General features: G+C 51.2%; 11 protein-coding genes. 2 read left to right on the top strand and 9 right to left on the bottom strand.

Features of this window, described 5'->3' with window-relative positions:
• Window positions 1-25 precede the first annotated feature (25 nt).
• Window positions 26-814 carry an SDR family NAD(P)-dependent oxidoreductase gene (locus tag SH580_RS19595; RefSeq protein ID WP_319832505.1) on the bottom strand — a complete coding sequence of 263 codons (789 nt, stop codon included), beginning with the start codon at window positions 812-814 and terminating at the stop codon, window positions 26-28.
• A 94-nt stretch (window positions 815-908) separates the two neighbouring features.
• Here SH580_RS19595 and SH580_RS19590 point away from each other — a divergent pair, with 94 nt between their 5' ends.
• Window positions 909-1,724 (top strand): helix-turn-helix transcriptional regulator, encoded by an 816-nt coding sequence (locus SH580_RS19590; protein ID WP_319832504.1) that lies wholly within the window; start codon window positions 909-911, stop codon window positions 1,722-1,724.
• Between the two features lie 70 nt (window positions 1,725-1,794).
• Window positions 1,795-2,526 carry a sialate O-acetylesterase gene (locus SH580_RS19585; RefSeq protein WP_319832503.1) on the top strand — a complete coding sequence of 244 codons (732 nt, stop codon included), beginning with the start codon at window positions 1,795-1,797 and terminating at the stop codon, window positions 2,524-2,526.
• Window positions 2,527-2,561: 35 nt separating this feature from the next.
• On the opposite strand, the gene SH580_RS19580 is transcribed toward SH580_RS19585, so the two are convergent.
• From SH580_RS19580 to SH580_RS19545, 8 genes are all read right to left on the bottom strand, one after another.
• A complete protein-coding gene (locus SH580_RS19580) occupies window positions 2,562-4,124 on the bottom strand; it encodes a beta strand repeat-containing protein (RefSeq protein ID WP_319832502.1) in 1,563 nt (520 codons plus the stop codon).
• A complete protein-coding gene (locus SH580_RS19575; RefSeq protein ID WP_319832501.1) occupies window positions 4,102-4,860 on the bottom strand; it encodes a hypothetical protein in 759 nt (252 codons plus the stop codon). The genes SH580_RS19580 and SH580_RS19575 overlap by 23 nt, the downstream gene beginning before the upstream one ends.
• Window positions 4,861-4,975: 115 nt before the next feature.
• The gene (locus SH580_RS19570; protein ID WP_319832500.1) at window positions 4,976-8,728 is read right to left on the bottom strand and encodes a glycoside hydrolase family 2 TIM barrel-domain containing protein; all 3,753 of its coding nucleotides are present in this window, start codon (window positions 8,726-8,728) and stop codon (window positions 4,976-4,978) included.
• A complete protein-coding gene (locus SH580_RS19565) occupies window positions 8,703-9,641 on the bottom strand; it encodes a glycosyl hydrolase 2 galactose-binding domain-containing protein (RefSeq protein ID WP_319832499.1) in 939 nt (312 codons plus the stop codon). Before SH580_RS19565 ends, SH580_RS19570 begins: the two co-directional genes overlap by 26 nt.
• Before the next feature lie 240 nt (window positions 9,642-9,881).
• A complete protein-coding gene (locus SH580_RS19560; protein WP_319832498.1) occupies window positions 9,882-11,258 on the bottom strand; it encodes an alpha-L-fucosidase in 1,377 nt (458 codons plus the stop codon).
• A gap of 29 nt (window positions 11,259-11,287) precedes the next feature.
• Window positions 11,288-13,492: a hemerythrin domain-containing protein gene (locus SH580_RS19555; RefSeq protein WP_319832497.1), complete on the bottom strand. Its 2,205-nt coding sequence runs from the start codon at window positions 13,490-13,492 to the stop codon at window positions 11,288-11,290.
• Window positions 13,493-13,519: 27 nt separating this feature from the next.
• Window positions 13,520-15,562 carry a sialate O-acetylesterase gene (locus tag SH580_RS19550; RefSeq protein ID WP_319832496.1) on the bottom strand — a complete coding sequence of 681 codons (2,043 nt, stop codon included), beginning with the start codon at window positions 15,560-15,562 and terminating at the stop codon, window positions 13,520-13,522.
• A gap of 13 nt (window positions 15,563-15,575) precedes the next feature.
• On the bottom strand, window positions 15,576-19,661 hold the full coding sequence (locus SH580_RS19545; RefSeq protein WP_319832495.1) for a phage head spike fiber domain-containing protein: 4,086 nt from the start codon (window positions 19,659-19,661) through the stop codon (window positions 15,576-15,578).
• Window positions 19,662-19,681: the final 20 nt, after the last annotated feature.

Genomic DNA, 19,681 nt, shown 5'->3' with positions numbered 1-19,681 from the left:
CGTTTGAATGTTGACACTTAAGGCCTTAAATCGTCATCGAAGCGTAACCGCCATCAACGACGATTTCGGCACCGTTCATAAAGCTACCGGCCTGGCTGGCCAGCAGCAGCGTCGCTCCGATCAATTCGTGGGCTTCGCCAAAGCGATTGGCCGGCGTGTGGCCCATGATGGAAGCGACCCGCTCTGGAGTGAGCACTTTTTTATTCTGCTCTGCAGGAAAGAAGCCGGGCACGATGGTATTCACACGCACCTGCTGCTCGGCCCACTCACGTGCCAGGTTTTTAGAAAGATTATGCACCGCCGCCTTGGTCGCCGAATAGGTAAAGACGCGCGAGAGCGGAATAATGCCACTCATGGAGCCAATATTGATGATGCTACCCCCCTCCCCGCGCTCAACGAGGTATTTACCAAAGACCTGCGAGGCGAAGAGCACCGCTTTCAAATTCGTATTCAAAATACGGTCAAATTCCTCCTCTTCAATTTCAAGAATCGGCGTCGGCGAATTGATCCCAGCACCATTGACTAAGATATCTACCGAGCCTGACTTTTTCAGCACATTATCCAGCAATTCTTGAATGGACGCCTTCGAATTAACATCCACCTGCTCGAAGTAAGCCTTGCCGCCTGCCGCTTCAATCTTGGCAAGACGCGCAGCCGCTTTTTCTTCGCTACGACCGACCAACACCGTTTCCGCGCCCGCAGCAGCGAGGCCCTCGGCCATCGCTCCGCAGAGTTCACCAGTGCCACCGATAACGACCGCCACCTTATTTTGGAGGCCAAAGAGAGAATTGAGATAATTTTCAGGATTCGACATGCCGCTATCTTAACAGAAGCAGACCTCGACATAAATGGATTGCTCTCTCATATATTTGCATTATTTCATCATTCATATTTCGCCGCGAAAAACAATGCCTCCTCAAGTAAAGCCCCCCCACTGCTCTTTCAATTCCATTGAAGTCGTGGACCGGCCATGGTTCCCTTATCTTTGTACTGAAGTAGAACACTGGGAATGGAGAACCTCGGGAGACGGTCATTACAACTTCTGGATGGCACTCTCAGGCGAGGGATATCTACGTTGTGAGACGCAAACGTTTCGAATCTTCCCTGGCGCTTTTTTCATTTTCTCACCTCAACAAAAAATCTCAGCTGCTCACTATTCTGGCGCACGTATCACGCGCTTCTCAGCACACTTCCACCCGATTCAAAACGGCCAAAGAATAACACATATCAAGGATTTTCCATTGTTAGGTGGAGAAGTCCATTCACTCAGTCTGGCACAGCGTCAAATCGACGTCATCATGCGTATCGCATTACGTCGCGACGACGATGCAGTGCTGGCTCAAAAGCTGCACGAATTCATAGCCCAATGCACAGGTCAAACGGGCATCATTGCTGAAGGCGCTCTCAATGAACGCATCTCCGAAGCATTGAGAATCTTCCGTGAAGCCCCCGCCTCCGTCGAATCTATCACTCAGGTCGCCCAGCAGCTAGGAGTTTCGCGCTCTCACTTCGACCGCGAATTCACTCAACAGATAGGACAAGCCCCCAAGCAATTTCTCATCAATTGTAAAATGATTGAAGCGCGCCGTTATTTAGAAAGCAGTCACCTACGTGTTGGCGAAATAGCCGAAGCACTCGGCTACAAGGACATCTACTTCTTCAGTCGTCAGTTCAAACAACTCGTCGGCAAATCCCCGATGCAATATCGTAAAGAACTGCAGTAATCATTGTCTCGCGGGATGTTCGGTCTACGGTGTTGTCATGAGATCCATACTTCGCTTACTTGTTATTATAATGATGAACAGCCACCCACTCGCAGCAAAAGTAGCCACAGAGACACTCAACATTTATCTGTTAATAGGCCAATCAAACATGGCTGGCCGAGCGCCTTACTCCGAAGAAGAAGCAAGGCCATTACCTGGTGTCTATTTGCTCAACAGTGAAAATGATTGGGAACCGGCGAGCAATCCGATGAATCGCTATTCCACGATTCGTAAAGAGATCAGCATGCAGAAGATGAATCCCGGCTATAGCTTCGGACAAGTAATGCGAGCCAAGCAGCCCGATCAAACGATCGGACTAGTTGTAAACGCCCAAGGCGGCACCAGTATCAACCAATGGCAAAAAGGTGGAGAATTTTACCACGAGGCGATTATTCGCACAAGAATAGCATTAGAGACAGGGCAGCTCAAAGGTATCCTCTGGCACCAAGGAGAAACCGACGCCAATGACCCCGATTATCTCCCCAAACTCAATCAACTCATAACTGATCTGCGTCACGACTTAGGCGCCCCCAATATTCCCGTCGTCGCAGGCCAGATCAATTCCTCGGGCGACTACCTATTCAACCAAATAATCCTTGAGCTCCCCAGGCTTGTGACCAATACCGCCGTGGTGTCTAACGCAGGTTTAACTGCCATGGATCAATGGCACTTCGACCATGACAGCATGTTAACCCTCGGCCAACGCTACGCGGAAAAAATGCAAGCCCTTCAGGCTAAAGAATCTAAACCTGGCTCAGAATGAGCACGTTGGAACCAACTAGTTCCGCACAACTAGACTTAAGCACGCTTTTTACGACGCAAGCACAACAGGCCCACACAAGTGCCCATTAATAAGCCAGCTACACTAGGTTCAGGAACAACGTCCAAAGTGATACTATTAGTATTATAGTTGAGCGTGTAGGCAAAGCCATCCAAGCCAGTGCCAATCACCAAACCATCAGCAATACCACTGGCAGTCATAGTGCTGCCACTATCCGAATAGAAGCTAAAGAGCGTATAGCTCCCCTCTTGAGCACCTTCAAAGTTAACAATATTATTGTTCAAACCCAAGTCACCAACGACGTAGTTCCACAATGCAATCTCGTCGCTGGCATTGCCCGCGCCGAGGTCAAAGCTAAAGATCGAACCTGATTCCATAGTCAACAGATTCGCGGTGGTATCGCCGCCATCAAAAGTTAAGGTACCAATTCCACCATCGCCGGCAGCGATGCTGGAACCACTCGCAACGATTATCGAATTCGCATCACCGGGACGAATACGGCCCGTGCCACCGAGAATACCAGTCGTCGCTGCGGCATCAAAGCTAATGTCGCTGCCAGACGCGGTGGCTTGCTTGCTCAGTTGGATTGTGTTGATCACACCTCCGGGTGTCGTGACTGTATTGATGCGAGAAATCGTCGTGCCGGCCTCAATGCCCGTGCCAGAGACTGCTTGCCCGACTTGTAGACCTTCCGTGGAGGCCACAGTGACAATCGCGGAGCCAGAAGTCGTATCAGCTGTGGTGCTGACAGCTTTATACCCCACACGCACCATCCCGGTGCCAGTGCCACTGGTAGTGAGATTGTCCTCACCGCCATTGACGAGTAAAGTGGTGTCCGCAGTGATGCTGGTGCCACCAAAGCTATCATAAGTTCCCGTACCGCCATAAGTGTTGTCTCCATGACTAAAGGCTACGGTGCCTCCGCCTTCAATAATGAGCGCCACCTTCATCGGCGTCGTAGAAGTTGAATCAAAAATCTGCCCCGAGAAATTAACCCGAGAGCCGCTGTCAGCAGTCAGGTGCAAATTATTCAGATTTCTATTATTGTCACTAATGCCAGCCAAGCCGATATTTCCCGAGAACTCAACTTCACCCGCTCCATCCAAGCCAACAGTCACCCGCCCAGTCCTGGAACCAGCTGCACGAGAATTATCGAGGATATATATGTCACCGCTCACATCATTGCCATCGGTTGCATACAATCCAACAGTGCTGCCAATATAGTTCGAGTTATTTTGACCGAGGCCAAAGTTGAAGTTATTGCCCAGGCCTAAGGCATTGGCATTATCTAAGATCAGATGGCCCGTGCGTAAAAAGGCACCATTATTACCAAAAATCGTCCCCGATTGAGTCCTACTCAAAGTCGAGTTATTCCCAGTTATTCTGTAAGCGAAATCTTCCTTTCCAGCACCGTTGCTCCCTACAAAATTCAATGTTTCGTTAAGAGTACCCGAAAGATTGCCAGAAATCTCAATCTCGTAGCCAGTTCCAGATCCGCTGCCGTTGAATACATAATTACCGCTCCCTGTATCCGAAAAAACGATATCTCCAGTATACTCAACTCCCACGTCGGCAGACAAAGTGAGTGTAGTACCTTGTGGTATTATGCCATTGCAATGCATTCGGTCCCAAACGATCTAGCTGCCCAGGATAGAGCTGAATGAGCCCTCCATCCAAAGTCACAGTGCCCGTGTAGTCATCCGAACTGCCCGATTCGATCCGAAGGAGGCCATTACCAGTCTTAGTCAAATTACCTGCACCACTCAAGTCACCCGCCAAACGCAAGGTCCCATGGTTGTTCGTCTCACCGTTGGCCGCCTTCTGGATGTCCCAAGTTTGATTCTCGGTGAGGTTCAAGTGGACTCGATTACCGTTAGCAACCGACCCTAAGTAAAAAATATCGCCAGCGCCCGAAAGCTTAGCCCCTTGCAAATCAATACCGCCTGCACCCAAGTTCAATGTCACGGTCGTACTCGCCTCAGCAGAACCCGTCGTGGTTCCCGCTGCCAAGGTCACACTGTAGTTGCCCGCATTTGTTCCGAGAAATGTTAAGCTATTAATCGACAACGAATCAGGACCTAAGCCCGTAACAAAACTCCCCGTATTACCATTGGAAGAAAGATCAAAGATCAGATCCGCCGTGCCGTCGTTGAGAGGCACCCCGTCCGGATCCCAGTTGGCAGCGGTGCTCCAATCACCACTGGACCAGATACTGCCCGATGCAGCATCCCAAGTCTGAGCCTGTAAGGACAAGCCGGAGGTAATTAAACTAGCGCTGTAAATCGCTGGAAACAGAATTTGGGAGGGTAGTTTCATAAGTAGACATTGATGAGGTTAATAGGGTAAGAACATACAACCGAATGGTTAATTCGACTTTGAATTAATTCTTAAAAAAATGTCAACACTTTAAAAGATTCAAACTCATAATAGCCTAGTCAGATTTAGCTAATGAGCGTATCCAGAGCGACTCAATGAAACCGGTAAAGTAATAATCCGCCCCTGAGGCATCGCCCACCAGAAAATCACCATTGAATGGTGTGGGCAAACCTGCCTGAACCATCGAATCGACACGCCCATCAATCAATAGACTGACATAACTGCCATCAAAACGGACCTCTGCGGTATAGCTGCGCCCCAGCTCCAGCGGCACACTGGAGGTGATTCCCCAGCGCTTCGCCTCTTCTGAATCTGAGAAGATTTCGAGCACCAATTTCATACGTTGGTCCAATAGCATTCGAAAACCACGCTGCCCATATTGAGCTGCCTGAAAGATACCTGCAAAATACCCCGTTGGCTTGGCTTCGGGGGTGAACACCACCTTGACAGCGAACGGCTGACCACTGCCTAAACCTCCCTGTTGCGGCAAGTCTGCGATCCGGCCGGATAAAGACTGCTCATCTTGAAAATGTAACATCGACTTTCCGTCCTGCTCGACTCGGGTGGGCGCTGGCGTGCGGGCAGTCAATCGACCTGCGTGATCGACACGGCTCGGCACATACTCCCCATCAAAATCTCCCAATTGCCACTCAGCGAGAACCTCTCCAGCTTGCTGTAAATCCAGGTTCACTCCGGCAGTAATCGCCAACAACACCACCTGTGTTGGCGAGAGATTACCAATCATATCAATCGTAGCGATTTCCTTCTCCGGGTGTGGATTACTCCACGGAGTCGAATAAATACCTATCGGTGATTGTCCTAGATTGCGCCCAGACCATGCGACCTTAGCCTGAGACAGTGGCTGCGGCTTCCACCACTCGGAAATCTCCAAGCCGTAACGAATCGGGAACACGACCTGCGTACCATCGCTATAGTGAATGATATACCGCGCGACTTCGGCTCGCGGTTCCTCAGGTGTCCAGCCGGCCGCTTGTAAGAACCACAGCGTATCTGCCTTTTTCCCAACAACAATCCCTTCACATTTTTCGGGCAGTTGATGACCATGCTCTCCGCCACGCAAACTAATGACTGCGTGATCCAAAGTTTCACGCGGGTCCAACAGCCAAAACTTGCGTCCGGCAAGATTCACTTCTGCAGGGAAATTTTGAGCTTCAATTTCCATTCCGGATTCTAATCCACCTCTTTTGCCAACGTGATTGATCAAAAAGAAGCGCATGTCGTTATCTCCCTGGTCCGTCCAGCCGCCAACGCCATCGTCGGCCACCCGATCGTAATAGCCCATATTCGCATGCTGTGAGAGATCGATCGGAGAATATTCATAGAGCGTCTCATCGGAATTCGTCTTAACCTCGGCTCCTTGATTCGCAGCCAAAGCACTCACGATACGAGTGACTTTATCCGTCTCAGCGCCCAAGGCCTCTGGCCACAGCACATTGTCGAATAAGAGCGTCCCTGCCCCGACAGGAATCTTTACCAAAAGACCAGGATGCACCAAACGTTCCCCAGCTTCTAAATATGGCAACTGCAACTCAGGCCCACCCAACTGAGCGGTCGGATACCCCTCGCCAAAATAATCTGACCGTGCTTCCAAATCGACCTGCGTCCAAAAGAAGTCAAACGAAGACAAATTATTCATCAGCGGATCTTCAGATCGCCGCACGGCCGACTGCACAGTCGGATCGTAGGCTTGTAGTTTCGGTTCAAAAGGAAACAGCTGGGCCACAGAGCCAATCGTTACTTCAGTAAACCCATGCAACCAGACATGCGCGCCCGCTTCGAGTCGCGCACGAATCTCTGAAAGTTCTTCTGCCTCAACCGTGTAGCTGGCGTCCAACAAAATCGGCCCTTCGGCATCCAGTCCTTCTTGATACACCACACCGGCCGCATCCAGGGCCGCACGTAATGCAGTATGATTATCATCCAGTAAACGCAAAGGCTGACTCAGCACAGGCTGCCAATCCATGGCATAGCGCAACATATTCCCCAGCAAATGCGCAGCTGCTGGCTCCACATCGCTTCGATTCACTAAATCCAATGAACTCAGCAAAAAGAGGCCACGCTCCATCGGCACTTCCACTAAGGGCGACCAGTTCAAACCATACAAACCACCACTGTCGAGAATCGCAGCATAGCGACCAGTCGCAGGCTTACGAAAGGTCTTAATCGAAACCAAATGATTGGGACGCCAATAGGAAAACTGAGCATCGTCCATCCCCTGAATGATTGGATGATCAAAACTGCGGCGCCATGCCCGCGTGCTCAAATGCGTCTTCTCATAATCAGGCAACTGACCACTCATCGGCACCCAGCGATCTTGTCGTAAGACAATCGCCCGCCCACCGGAATGGACAAAGTCAACGATCACATCTTTAAACTCAGTGGCATCCGTATCTTCGCCGACTAGTAGAACCTGTTTTCCTTGCAAATCCCCTGCGGTTAAACTCGCAGTGGGTGCTACATTTAATCCAAGTGCCTGCAGCGAATCCGCCGTCTTTCCGCTCGGATCGAAAAGCAAAATCTGAGCCGCGGCCAAGTCCGACAGATCCTCCGATGGCATGACAAAGACTGTCTCGTTATAGCGATCCAGTTGATGCCAACCGCCTGCTCGCTCCCAGCGTAAGCGAATCATGAGTTCCGCCTCAGCTTGTTGCGTCACCACAGGACTGTCGATCGGCACTTCAAACTCTCGCATCTCCCCTGCCCCGACTGGCGCAGAAATCACAGTCTCCCACACAGTATCCCCCTCGACCTGGAGCTGGCATTGCAGGTTCATACGTCCATAACTACGACCACTATCATTGAAGACCACAAACTTGCGCACATTAACTGCACCGCTCTGAAGGTTCGGAAAAAAATCGACCGGGCGCACCGCTAGGCGCGGCATCGCACGGTTCCCATCAGAGGCCCATGGATTCACCCCCGCAACTCCGTCCATACGATAGGCATCGGTCAGGATTTGCTGGCTCTTAACAAACTCATTCGCCTCAGCCGGCCCGAGGTCCCGGCCATCCATACGTTGTCGACGCCATTTTTGCCAGTCATACACCGACTCACCCATGAATGCCGAATAGGGATCAGCATTCCCAGAAGGATACCAATACTCACCTATAACCAGCGGTTTATCCCAAATGAATTCCGCACGCCAACTCTCATTTTTTTCGCCCACCCGCAGCCAATGCGCATCGTTAGGCAAAACAGAGCCTGAACTCGGATAGGCTTCTCGTAGTGAATTCTTAATAGTCGACTCGGGATAATGAATTGTCGTCACCGGTAAGCGCCCCCCCCAATCCACTTCGCCATCTCCTGCGAAAGGACGCGTCGGGTCCATCTCTTTTGCGACTGCCACCAATGCATCCGCCACTTCCATATAATCAGGGCTGGTTTTGCCCCAGATGGACTCATTCGTTAAATTCCATAGAATCACCGAAGGACGATTACGGTGCAGTTGGATCATACCTCGCGTGTACTCCACCACATTCGGCAGCCACAGAGCTCGCTCCGCCAGCGGCGTCTTACTATCCAAAGAATTATGCCAGGCCGATTCAGGAATCGCCAATACTCCCAGTTCATCACAGAGGTCCAAGAGTGCCTCCGAATTAAAACCTAGATGCATGCGGATACAATTATAGGGATTCCCCGCACTCGAACGCACTTCTGAAAAGATATGCTCACGACTGGTCGTCAAAGAAGTCAAATGACTATTTCGCAGCAGAACTGTACGTGTACCATTCAAATAAAAATCACGGCCACGTATTTCAAATTCACGAAAGCCAAATCGTGTCGCCAACGCATCTACTTGCGCGTCTCCTTGCTCCACTGTGACCGTCGCGAAATACAGCGACGGGTCTGATGGCGAACCACAAGTGCGGCGCGATCCAATCCTTACTGAGTAAGATTGTTTTGGATTCGCCGGCAGCCAGTGTCACCTGGCTCAACTCGATCTGCGTCTCCGGCTGTTGCTTGACGTCTGTAATCATCGCCCCCACCGACAGGGTCGCCGACTGAGCACTCGCATTGACCAAGGTGACTTCCAAATCAAGCCGGCGCTCTTTGACACTCGTTTTCACGAAAACATCATCGATCCGCACACTTGGCACCAGCTGCAATTCCACATCGCCCCAAATCCCCATCGCAACCCCCGACGCGGGCGCAATGTAAGTTTTATGTGCCACATCTAACAGCCCCTCGCGATCACTCAGGCCAACGAGCAACTCGTTACTCCCATTCGTGCGCAGCACATCAGTGACATCAAACGAAATGGGCAACTGCCCAAGCAAAGGTTCCCCCAGCTTCGTCCCATTCAACCAAACTTCACTTTTAAATGCCATGCCACCGAAATGGAGCAACACCCGCTGATTCGCTTGCGGTGCTTCCGGCAAAGTGAAACGACGTTGAAACCAAGCAGCGATACCAGTCTTACGGCGAACATCACCTCCATCCTCATTCAGTAGCACTTTAACATGCGGAGCATAAGGCGTGGTGCTTGCCTGGAGCGATGGGACCCGACGATTGGGCACTTGCTGTGTCTGCCAAATAGCCTCAGGAGGCGGAAAATCGAAGCTCACCCCATTGATCGGTAAGACTCCCCACTCTCCAGCAAGATTGACATAGCTGCGCGCGCCGTCTGAGAGCGACACTTCGCTGGCTGAAGCATGTAAGGATGTTAGCAGAGCCAATAGCAGGATAAAATAGTTTTGCATATGTTATTTTCTTTAACGTTCATTGAGCCCTCTACAAATCGTCTGGTAGAGCCGTCGAGGGCCTGGGGTTTGCGATACAGAAATGGGTATGACCTAGGCTAGAATAATTGAACTTAAGCATCCTATCTCCACCAGCTTACAAAATTCCTCTGTTAATTCAACGTAGTATTAATATATTCTCATCCACCCATAGAGCACGCAGCCTATTCACGCATCGATAAGGCAATGAGTTGCCTTTACTTACATGACAGTGCGACTGACCATGGCAGCCTGAATCGCAGTATCCAGGCGCTCTCGCTCTTGTTGAGTGGCGACATCATCATTCAGCTCAAAAGCGACCACCGTGGCACGTGCATCAGGCAGTGGATAGGTCGCCGCAGTGGGCGAAGCAAAATTAAAGAAAATATCGTCCGGCCCATCAAAGCTCTGTACCACCGGATTCCAATAGTCGCAAATTCGCACCTCGGTATCCGTAGCGACGATACGCCCTCGTTTCACGCGCCCGCGCAATCCCGGCAAACAGATGTTACCAATGGGCTGATCAGTTAGATGTGCATATAGAGTGCGCCCCTTTTGGGTATAACGCCCCCACTCTGGCTTAGCATACGACGACGCACCTGCTCCGTAAATAGACTCCCCGTTCGAGCGCATCCATTCTCCGACTTCCTCCATAATATCCACAGCTTGGGCTGGCACGATGCCTTTTCCGTCCGGGCAAACATTAATTAACAAATTACCATCCTTAGACACGCAATTAATCAATGTGCGAATAATTGTGCTCGGTGACTTCCACAGGGCATCCGTTGCGGAATACGACCAGGAATTAGTCAGCGTAAACCACCCCTCCCATGGAATTCGTTCACCCTGGTCATCTTTCAAACATTGCTGCGGAATGTTCTGCTCTGTCTGCTCGTAATCGCCTGCGTAAGTTGCACGTGGTAAACGTTGGCGCGCTTCCCGACCCCAGCGATCATTAAAGATCATGTCAGGTTGCAAGGCACGTAATTTATTCTGAATCTCTGTCGCGCCCCACTTTTCGGCGGTGTATTGCCAATAAGAAAAATCGACTACAAGATTATCAATCACTCCATAGTTGCTGCATAGCTCGATCAACTGACCGTGCATATACTCGATGTAACGATCCCAATTGGCAGCACGATCTCGATGCTCACTAGCGGAATCATGGCGCAAGGGATGCTGACGGTCTTGCCAAGCTGGATAATCAGGATGATGCCAATCCACTAATGAATAATACAAACCCACTTTCAGCCCCTCAGCTCGCATCGCATCGACCCACTCACGCACAAGATCACGTCCGGCAGGCGTGTACATGGAGCTATAGTCCGTTAACTTGGAATCAAACAGACAAAATCCATCATGATGCTTTGTCGTGAGCACTCCATATTGCGCCCCGGCAGCTTTTGCCAACCGTGCCCATTGAATCGCCCAATCAGGCGCAGGTTCAAAGCGCTCAAAATACCGTTGATAGTCCTCGACCGACATTTGCTCTTGCGCACGCACCCACTCCCCGCGACCAGCCAAAGAATACAACCCAAAGTGTAAAGACATGCCATAACGTGCCTCCGTCCACCAACTTAGTTTTTTTGAAATACTCATAGCGATATTAATGAAGAGATACTGCGACTTCAGCGCTCAGCCAAGGAGGTTTCGGAGGAAAGCACTACCTGTTTATTGGTAAAATCAACAGACACATGCCATTCGACAGATTCCTCCTTCACTGTGAGTTGATATCCTTCTGCAGTCGGCTGAGCCTCGATCTGTGGCATTGCCGCCCCCCAGCAACTCGCCCAGCACACACGAGCTTGATCCACCTGCGCACGTGCTCGGATATAAAAGTCCTGCTCTCCCGAATATAGTCCGCTTCCCAGGCTCGCGTTTTCGACATGCACATGATGCCCTCGTGCAAAGCTAAACTCAGCATCCGAATGTATCTGACTAAAGGACGCATCTAGTGAAGGCGCCTCAAATTCGAAGCGCTGAACATCTCCAGCACCACAATTCTGCTCCGTCCCACGAAAACTCATATCTACAGTCCCCGCGGGCACCACGACCATACGCTGACGCGCTTGATAGCTATCTTGACGCTCTTCAGCGTCACGCTCATATCCGACAGTACTCAAGTCCGAATGAAAGAACCAATCAATATGCTGCGCGCCTTCAGCTCTGACTTCATCCACTAAAATCACACAACTATCGTGAATGTGAATCACTGCTCGCAAAAAACCAGACTCAGGAATCTCCGGATGATTGGTAAACCAATAATTCGTTTCTTCACATGGATCACCTAAAAAGATACGATCTGGCTCCCCCCCCCCGACATTATCGATCAACAGTGCGTCGCCACCCGCCTCATGTTGCTCCGAGAGAACCGAACCTACGACTGCCGAAGGCTCCTGATTATCAATAACCACAGTATTGTGATACATCGCCGTATTTAAACCAGCGGGACCATAGCGTGGAAATGGATCTTTCAGAACATTCACACCGGCAACAGAGAGCGCCACGTGCGCGTGGTCACGGTGGCCTTTCCCAGTCCCCTCATATCCGTAACGGACAGAGACACAACTGGCATCCCGGCCCCAGTGGCTACGGCTAAATACTGTGCCGTAACCATCCATATTATGATACTTTGTCTTGGGTGCAGCACAATCCGGCACAGGTCGAAACAGCCAAAAATTAAGCAAAGGCTGATAATGCCCCAAGCCTAACAGTGCTGTATTCGTTACCTTCAAGGGCGTCTTATTGGAATTTGTATCCACTTCTCCCATTCGTGCGCCCAATAACCACCCGATCTCCTCATCTTGTGAAAGACGCCATGCATTGACCACTGCTGGCCGAATAGTGACTGCAGAAGAGATCGAACAACCACGCGAATGATTCCACAATGTAGGCCCTGGCACCACAGTATGCAAATACGCTCTGACCGTCTCATGAAAGGAAGGATAACGCTCAAAAGCCCCACTGCCAGCATTGCCTGCATACACATCCGTGTCAGGCGCCAGGTTCGCTGCCGTCAACAAATATGCCAGCATACCATCACAAGACATCAAGTGATAATCAGGTGCCCCTTCGATATGAAACCCATCATCCAAAAAGGTAGAACGATATTCCTCATGACGACGTGCGGCCTGCAAAGCTAAGAGATCGCCGGTCCGGCGATCCAGGCGGGCCAGCCCTGCCAGCATGATTGCTGCATTGGCCCACATGCCACGATTATTGTATTTCATGCGCTCTTCATGAAAGGCAAAACGATCCGCATAATCTCCAATCGCCTCCAACAACTGCAGCTTCTCGCCTGCATTTAATTCGTTGGGCGCATAAGCTTCCAACTGATCCAACAAGTGAAATAGCACCGAAGTCAATCCTGCCTCCACCCAATAGGTGATGCCTTCAGTAAAGCCTTCAAAAAACTGGCGTGGGTTTCCACCGCCCGAAAATTTCGGCTGTCCCCCACCTTCGGGACGATCCTGTGGTTGTTCACCACGCATAATCGCATATCGATTTTCACGCCACTGTGGTAATTTTAACCGATAATAACTCAGAGCCCCACGCAACCAATCTCCGATCCAATGCCACAATTTGGCGTCGTCACGCACGGTGGCCAATACACAGACTGCCATCACCTCATCCAAATCACCACGGTGGCAAAAGACGGGGAATTTAGCTAAAGGCAATCCGCCGATTTGTTCGAAGTGCTTCTCCGCCTCTTCGATAAAACGATGCCAGATTGGCTCATTCACGTTGGCCAATACTGCGGAACGCTCCTCGGCAGTGGTCCAAACAAATGGGTGCTTGAGTTCATTAAAACGTGTGGATTCGAACGATGTCATAAAATAGAAATGAGTAATAGTTGCTGATTAGTGTGAGAGTACACTTTCGAAAGGAGTCGCCGGTAAGCCCTCGGAATTCGCGAGATTGCCATTGGGATAGGATTGCCAATTGTAACGAATCGCAACGGGCTGCGGCGCAGATGCAGAATGCACTTTGACAGTATCGCCATGAATCGACGCCTCAGCCCAATGCCACTTTCCTGCGGCATCTTGCAGGGCGAAGCCTTCCAACTCGCTGTCGGGTGCATAGCGAACGAAGGGACGATACTGTGCCTTTTTATGGCTCACGGCATAGCGCTCAGGCAAGGCTTGAGCGACGAGCCCGCCAGCCAACGAACGAAAACTGACCGTCACGCCCCCTTGCTCATCGAGCGTGACCGACTCCATGACCGGACCAGAATCGACGACGTCCAGGTTATAATCATTGGCAAATGCTAAACGAGCCAATCGGTCGCCCACCGACAGCTTATCGTATGGATGGATGTCCGACTCTCCAACATCGATCAAAACAGCTTGCCCCGTATTTGGCAGCTCCAAGGCGGCTTCTTGTGCCCGGCGAAAGGGAGCCCACCCGACCGCAGCGGGGTCGGGGCTTTTACTACCGTAAGCTGCGAGCTGGCAGTAGTAGAAAGGCATATCCGGCTGCCCCCACAAGGTGCGCCAGGATTGTATCATCGCGGGAAAGACCTGCGCATATTCTGCTTCTTCATGCTGCTGTGCATTCGTCTCTCCCTGATACCAAATCACCCCGCGCATCGCATATCCCGCAATCGGTGCGATAAATCGGTTGAAGTGGACCGCTGGCAAACGACCATAGCCCACTTGGCTTTTAGGCATTTGCGGCATGCTCGCCAGCGCCGCTTCGCTCGGCGCGCCATAATCGACTTCCACCTGCGCTTCCCAACTGGCATCCATTTTGACATCATCGATCGAATAAGCCCGATCCATTTGAAACGGCACGAAAGGAGAATACACCCGCAGTGCAATTTCATTGCTTCCCGCTTGCAACACGCCGGGGTTGATGCGAGCGGTCACCCAAGTCCCCTGCCCTGGATAACTTTCAAAGGTTGTATCGTAAATTAACTGCCCATTGACATACAAATCTGAATACGAGTCTTTGGTATAGGTGCGAAAATAAGTAGCTTTGTCATCGAAGCGCCCCGCCGGCACCTCAATCGTTTTGCGCAGCCAAATGACTCCATAGCCGGAGTATAAAGACTCCGGAAGCGCCTGACTGGTCAATACAGTCGTCCAGGCTAAATCATCCGCAGGCTTCAAACTCCCTTTCGGCTCAGACTGCTCACGTGTGTCCACGCGTTGATTTTCGAGCAACCATGCGTCAACTGCTGCCAGATACTGCTTTTTCTGGGCCGGATAGGCATCGTAAGCGGCCCAGTATTCCCGCGACCATATCGGACGGATCGCATCGACCACTTCGCGTGGTGTCCAAGGCTCAACCGCAGTACCACCAACCGCGGCTTTAATGATCCCAACCGGCACCCCAAGTTCATGCTGCAATTTGCTCGCAAAACGGTATCCCACCGCACTGAAATTAGGACGATGATCGGGCGTATCCATCTTCCATGAACCGCGACTTTTCTCATTTGGCTCACGAAAACTACCGATACCGCTGACTCTCGCTTCACGGATCATTGGGTTCGCTGGCGCATCCGCAACATCACTCATGTCCACCCACTTAAGTAACCACTCCATATTGGACTGGCCCGAAGCCAACCAGACCTCACCGATAGCGACATTCTTCACTGTAATAGATTCGGTCGCACCCTCACCTGAAATTTCCATAGTCAAATCCATCGCGGCTTCCATGGCTGGCAGTTGCAACGTCCACTTGCCCGTGGAATCACTTACGGCCTTTACACTATGCCCGTTGAGAGTGACTGTAATGGCTTCACCCGGATCCGCCCAACCCCAAACTGGGATCGGCTGTTGGCGTTGTAGAATAGCACCGTCTGTGATCAAGCCCATCGGCTCGATTGCAGCAGAGGCGAGATTGAGCGTAGTCAAGCACATTGCAGCGGTCGCGATAAGAGTGTTCCAGTTAAGACACATGATAAAACAAGTTTTAGAGTTCTTGGTCCGATAGAACCATAATAGGCCAAAGTTGAGGCTGTGCATCGACATGTGAGCCTGCTTCGGTTGCGAGACTCAGGCCTTTGTCACCAAAGGTGCCATCGTCCATTCGGTCATGCAGATAAAGTGCGAAGCCTGCCTGAGAGCCCGCTTCTAAACGTAAGGGCGCAATGTATTTTTGCTCAAAGGCAATGGTATAGGCATAACGGGTATCCGAAATTCGGGTGAACTCTGCCTGAATCCCAGCCGCGGCCTCGGCTTTGGTCGGAAACTCCACACCGCCCGCATATTCTTTAAATACCTCGCGAAAGCGACAAACTAGGCTTTTACCCGTTTGCCCATCTGGATTGTCCACACTGAAATCATAGCGATAATCATCCAAATCAAAACCTTGATTATTTATACGACCATTGGCTCCGCAGTCGAAATAAACCTCCAAACAGCCATCCAACATATAAAGGCTTTCTCGTTGAGCTGTGATCGAGCTCCAAAACTTTGGTTCATTGGTAATCAGCAGATCATCCTCTGCCTCCACACGCAGATAAAGCTTGTCCGCATCCCAAGCGATTTTGAACCGTGCAGCAATGTCGCCCGGGTGACCGCCCACCGTCTGCTTCATTTTAATCGTGGGTCGATACAGATTGGTCATTTCGATCTCTGGTATACGCGACCAATCCAAATCATCCGCGAGTTTGGGCACATAGAAATAATCCATGTTCCAATGAGCGCGAACGGGGTCTAATCCTGGTTGCTGGAGCACATAATTGAGGTCAAAGGTATGCAACTCACCCAATGCCGTATCAGCGGAGCCCGGCAGTTCAATCGTCTGCTGGGCGTTGGCCTTTAATTCAAATGGAAGCGCGCGGGCACCGACTTGCAGTGAGCCCGTTTGGACGCGCCCCGTCAAATTATGGGTGATCGCTTCGATCTTTCCATTCATGGTCGGTCGATACACAACACTCACGTTGGAACCGGCCCCGATCACTTCCGCATTTTGCAAAACTCGCGCCAAGGCTTGAGGCTGCCCGCCCTTCAAGAATAACGGCGCTGGCGTGAGTTGGACATTCGCCCAGCCCGCATCGTCGACGACTAGTGCCGTTTCCCGCCCCATCAAATCGATCAAAGTCGGCAACTCATCCGAGAACTGCATGCGCATGACAGGCCCACGCGTGTAACCACGCTCAACCTCATCAATCGTGCACCACACAGCCGCGACGGCTCCATGCTCGGCATCATCAAACGCGTATCCCCGCACGCCTGGAGCGGGGCGTATATCCGCAACAAAATTCGGCTCCCCCAAATACTGCCCCAGCGTATTCATGCCTAGCAAGAAGCTGGAGGGCGTCAGGTTATAATCCACCAACATCGCCACTTCACTTTGCCAGCTGTTATAGTGTGGCACTTGCGGCCAGTATTTCAAACACATGATATACTGACGCGCCATCTTCGAGGCATGTAAAAATTCGTGTAGTCCGATGTCATACGAGGGCTGTCCACCCGAGTATGAATAACTGGGCCCGTCTCCCCAAATATTGGAACTTCCGCCCCCTCCTTCGTTCAGCAAGATTGGTGTTTCATCGCCGTAACCAAACTGAGCCATATTATCCTTCAGCATTTGAATGGATTCATCCAAATCCCCCGCGCCCAGTGTCCCGTCGATAGAGCCATAAGGATGAATCGCCACCGCGTCCCATTTGATCTCGCCCTGCGTTGCTTTCAAGAAGCCATTAATATCATCCTTACCGCGAATTTTCCCGTAACCGGAGGTGCCGCCGGAAGGCAATGCAATGGCATCGGGATTGCCACGCTTGATACCACGATAAAACGCGCGCTGCAGTTTCGCATATTCATCAAAGTCCTCGTATTTGCTGATGATAGGCATGGTAATCTCTTCCTCGGTGGCAATAGACCAGACGCACACATACGGACACTCGCGCGCCACGCGTTCACAAAGATCTTCGAACTGCGCGAGGAGTTCATCGGAAAAACGTTCCACTGGTGGATGCGCCTTTCGCTCTTCCGGCTTACGCCACAGACGATGACTGATTGCCTTGGCCAGCATGAAGTCAGGATGATTGTTACGCTTCTGCTCACTGTTCAAATGCGGACATTCAACCACCTCATGTGTGTAATCGGTAATATGATACTTCTCGCGCAGCTCATAGATCATCGGTGCCCGTGCCTTACCTGGGCCATAACTACTGGAACCAACAAACCCCACTCGCTGCATCAAATCAAAATACTCCTCCGAGCGATTAGTCCGCGCACTCACCAAGGCGCCATACAAGTCCTTCGTGGCATGCGTGCCATCGAGTGAATCTATCACTGTGAAACGATAGTAATCATCATATGCATCCACACCTGGCACCTCAAAGTGCGCTCGTAAAACGTAGACCCCAGTCGCAAGTTGAAGCGAGTCAAAGGGCAGATCCAATTGCTGCCCCGCTTGCACATGCAACTGCTCCTGCCAGAGCGTTGCATTGTAAAAATTCTCAAGAGAAAGGCTCAGTTTACCTGTAGTGCCCACTTCCCCCCGTAGCAGGTAGCGTGCATTCACGGGGCTGCCATATTCTAGATTATTCTGAGGATGCGAAGTGACAAAAGCACCTTCCAAAGGAGCGGAAACAAACTCGGTCGCCCGGTCGCCCACCTCAAACTGCATGCCATCCATCCAGATATTACCAGAGCGATTCGATGGTAACAGAATAAAGCTGATAGGTGAGCCATCTGAAAGAAAAGAATACTGAAAACGCTGCCAATCCGTGCTCAAGTCAAACGCCTCCCATCCATTCACAGTGTTACGATTAAACTGGCCCCCGTCTTTACTGCTAAAGGGAGCCACCTTTAGTGTCGCGTGCTCCTTTTCCGCCTTGGCATACCAACTTAATGTATAGGTCTTTCCCTTGGCAGTGGGCAGTGAAAAACTCCGTAGCGGCAGACTGCCCTGCTGCACCGGACGCATCACCATCGAGGCCTCGCCGAAGCGACTGTGCGCAGAATCGGTCTCCCATCGCAGTTGCTCTGAGGGAGAATACAAAGCACCCCCACTCCACCAGCGCCAGTAACGCATGCCTTGCTCGAAGCTCGGATTCGGAAATAGATTACGCGTCGGCAATAAGGGTATATGCAGCGCATCCTGTGCCCATAGGTCATTGCCCTCAACTGCTGGCGGTGTTGCCGCCTCAGCAAGCGCGACTTTACCCAAATCCAAAATCAGTGAATCCTGCGGACGCGATGCATTCAATTTAAAGCCCAAGTGAACGCGACCGTGACGGTACGTCTCACGTAGCACGCCGTTCAGGCCGTGCTCCGATTGTATTTCAAAGCCAAGCATGGGCTTCGTCGGTGCATACGCGATGGAATGAAACTGCCCCGTCCAAAGTGGCATCTCTTTCATTTCATTCGCTTTTAACACCTCGATGGGATGCGGCTCGATCGAGACTCCGTCGATCGTCACATCGTCTTTGCGATAATCGCCTTCGATATCGAAATAGACGAGATAATTGCCAATGTCGTAGCCCTGCTGACGGAATTGCGCGATCTGCTCCGCACTGCAACCGATGTCCCAAGACAGTTCCACGCGACTCGCTCCTAATGATTTTAACTGATACGTAAATTCCGTTTTCGTTCCGTCAGGCAATGGATAGCGAGATTTCCAACGCACACTCGAATCTTCTACATCTGTGATTAAGCTCACCATGTCACGACGTTTGCTATCTGTCATCGAAACGGTGTGCCCATCCGCAGTCCGGTAGGTCGCGACTAAAATCAGCTTTGTTAAGGGCTGATCGTTTACGAAGACCGTCACCACATTGTCCCTCCCCGTCTCCATCTTCCGCTGTTGTTGTTCACGAACTGCCAAACGCTTGTTGCCAAAAACCACACTCGCAGCCTCCACCGGATGGTTCGCCTGCTCGGGGTCGAGAAAAGAAACCACACGTAGTTCCGCATCCACTCGCTGGCCCTCTTGATTCTCAAAAGGTGGAAGAAAGTCCGGCCCATTCAACACCGGCTCCCCCGTAGAACAGTGAACCAGCACAGACAATAAACAAAGCAGGGGTATAAATCGATGCATCATATAACGATCATTCAAGGGGT

The sequence above is a fragment of the Coraliomargarita algicola genome (assembly GCF_033878955.1).
Taxonomy (GTDB): Bacteria; Verrucomicrobiota; Verrucomicrobiia; order Opitutales; family Coraliomargaritaceae; genus Thalassobacterium; species Thalassobacterium algicola.
The sequence above is the reverse complement of the archived record's forward strand: the minus strand, read 5'-3'. Positions and strand labels throughout refer to the sequence as shown.

What these genes read in the sequence shown, in the direction of transcription:
- SH580_RS19565 (WP_319832499.1), bottom strand. Translation starts at nt 9,641, where the DNA reads ATGCAAAACTATTTTATCCTGCTATTGGCTCTGCTAACATCCTTACAT.
- SH580_RS19590 (WP_319832504.1), top strand. Translation starts at nt 909, where the DNA reads ATGCCTCCTCAAGTAAAGCCCCCCCACTGCTCTTTCAATTCCATTGAA.
- SH580_RS19555 (WP_319832497.1), bottom strand. Translation starts at nt 13,492, where the DNA reads ATGACATCGTTCGAATCCACACGTTTTAATGAACTCAAGCACCCATTT.
- SH580_RS19560 (WP_319832498.1), bottom strand. Translation starts at nt 11,258, where the DNA reads ATGAGTATTTCAAAAAAACTAAGTTGGTGGACGGAGGCACGTTATGGC.
- SH580_RS19595 (WP_319832505.1), bottom strand. Translation starts at nt 814, where the DNA reads ATGTCGAATCCTGAAAATTATCTCAATTCTCTCTTTGGCCTCCAAAAT.
- SH580_RS19575 (WP_319832501.1), bottom strand. Translation starts at nt 4,860, where the DNA reads ATGAAACTACCCTCCCAAATTCTGTTTCCAGCGATTTACAGCGCTAGT.
- SH580_RS19550 (WP_319832496.1), bottom strand. Translation starts at nt 15,562, where the DNA reads ATGTGTCTTAACTGGAACACTCTTATCGCGACCGCTGCAATGTGCTTG.
- SH580_RS19585 (WP_319832503.1), top strand. Translation starts at nt 1,795, where the DNA reads ATGATGAACAGCCACCCACTCGCAGCAAAAGTAGCCACAGAGACACTC.
- SH580_RS19545 (WP_319832495.1), bottom strand. Translation starts at nt 19,661, where the DNA reads ATGATGCATCGATTTATACCCCTGCTTTGTTTATTGTCTGTGCTGGTT.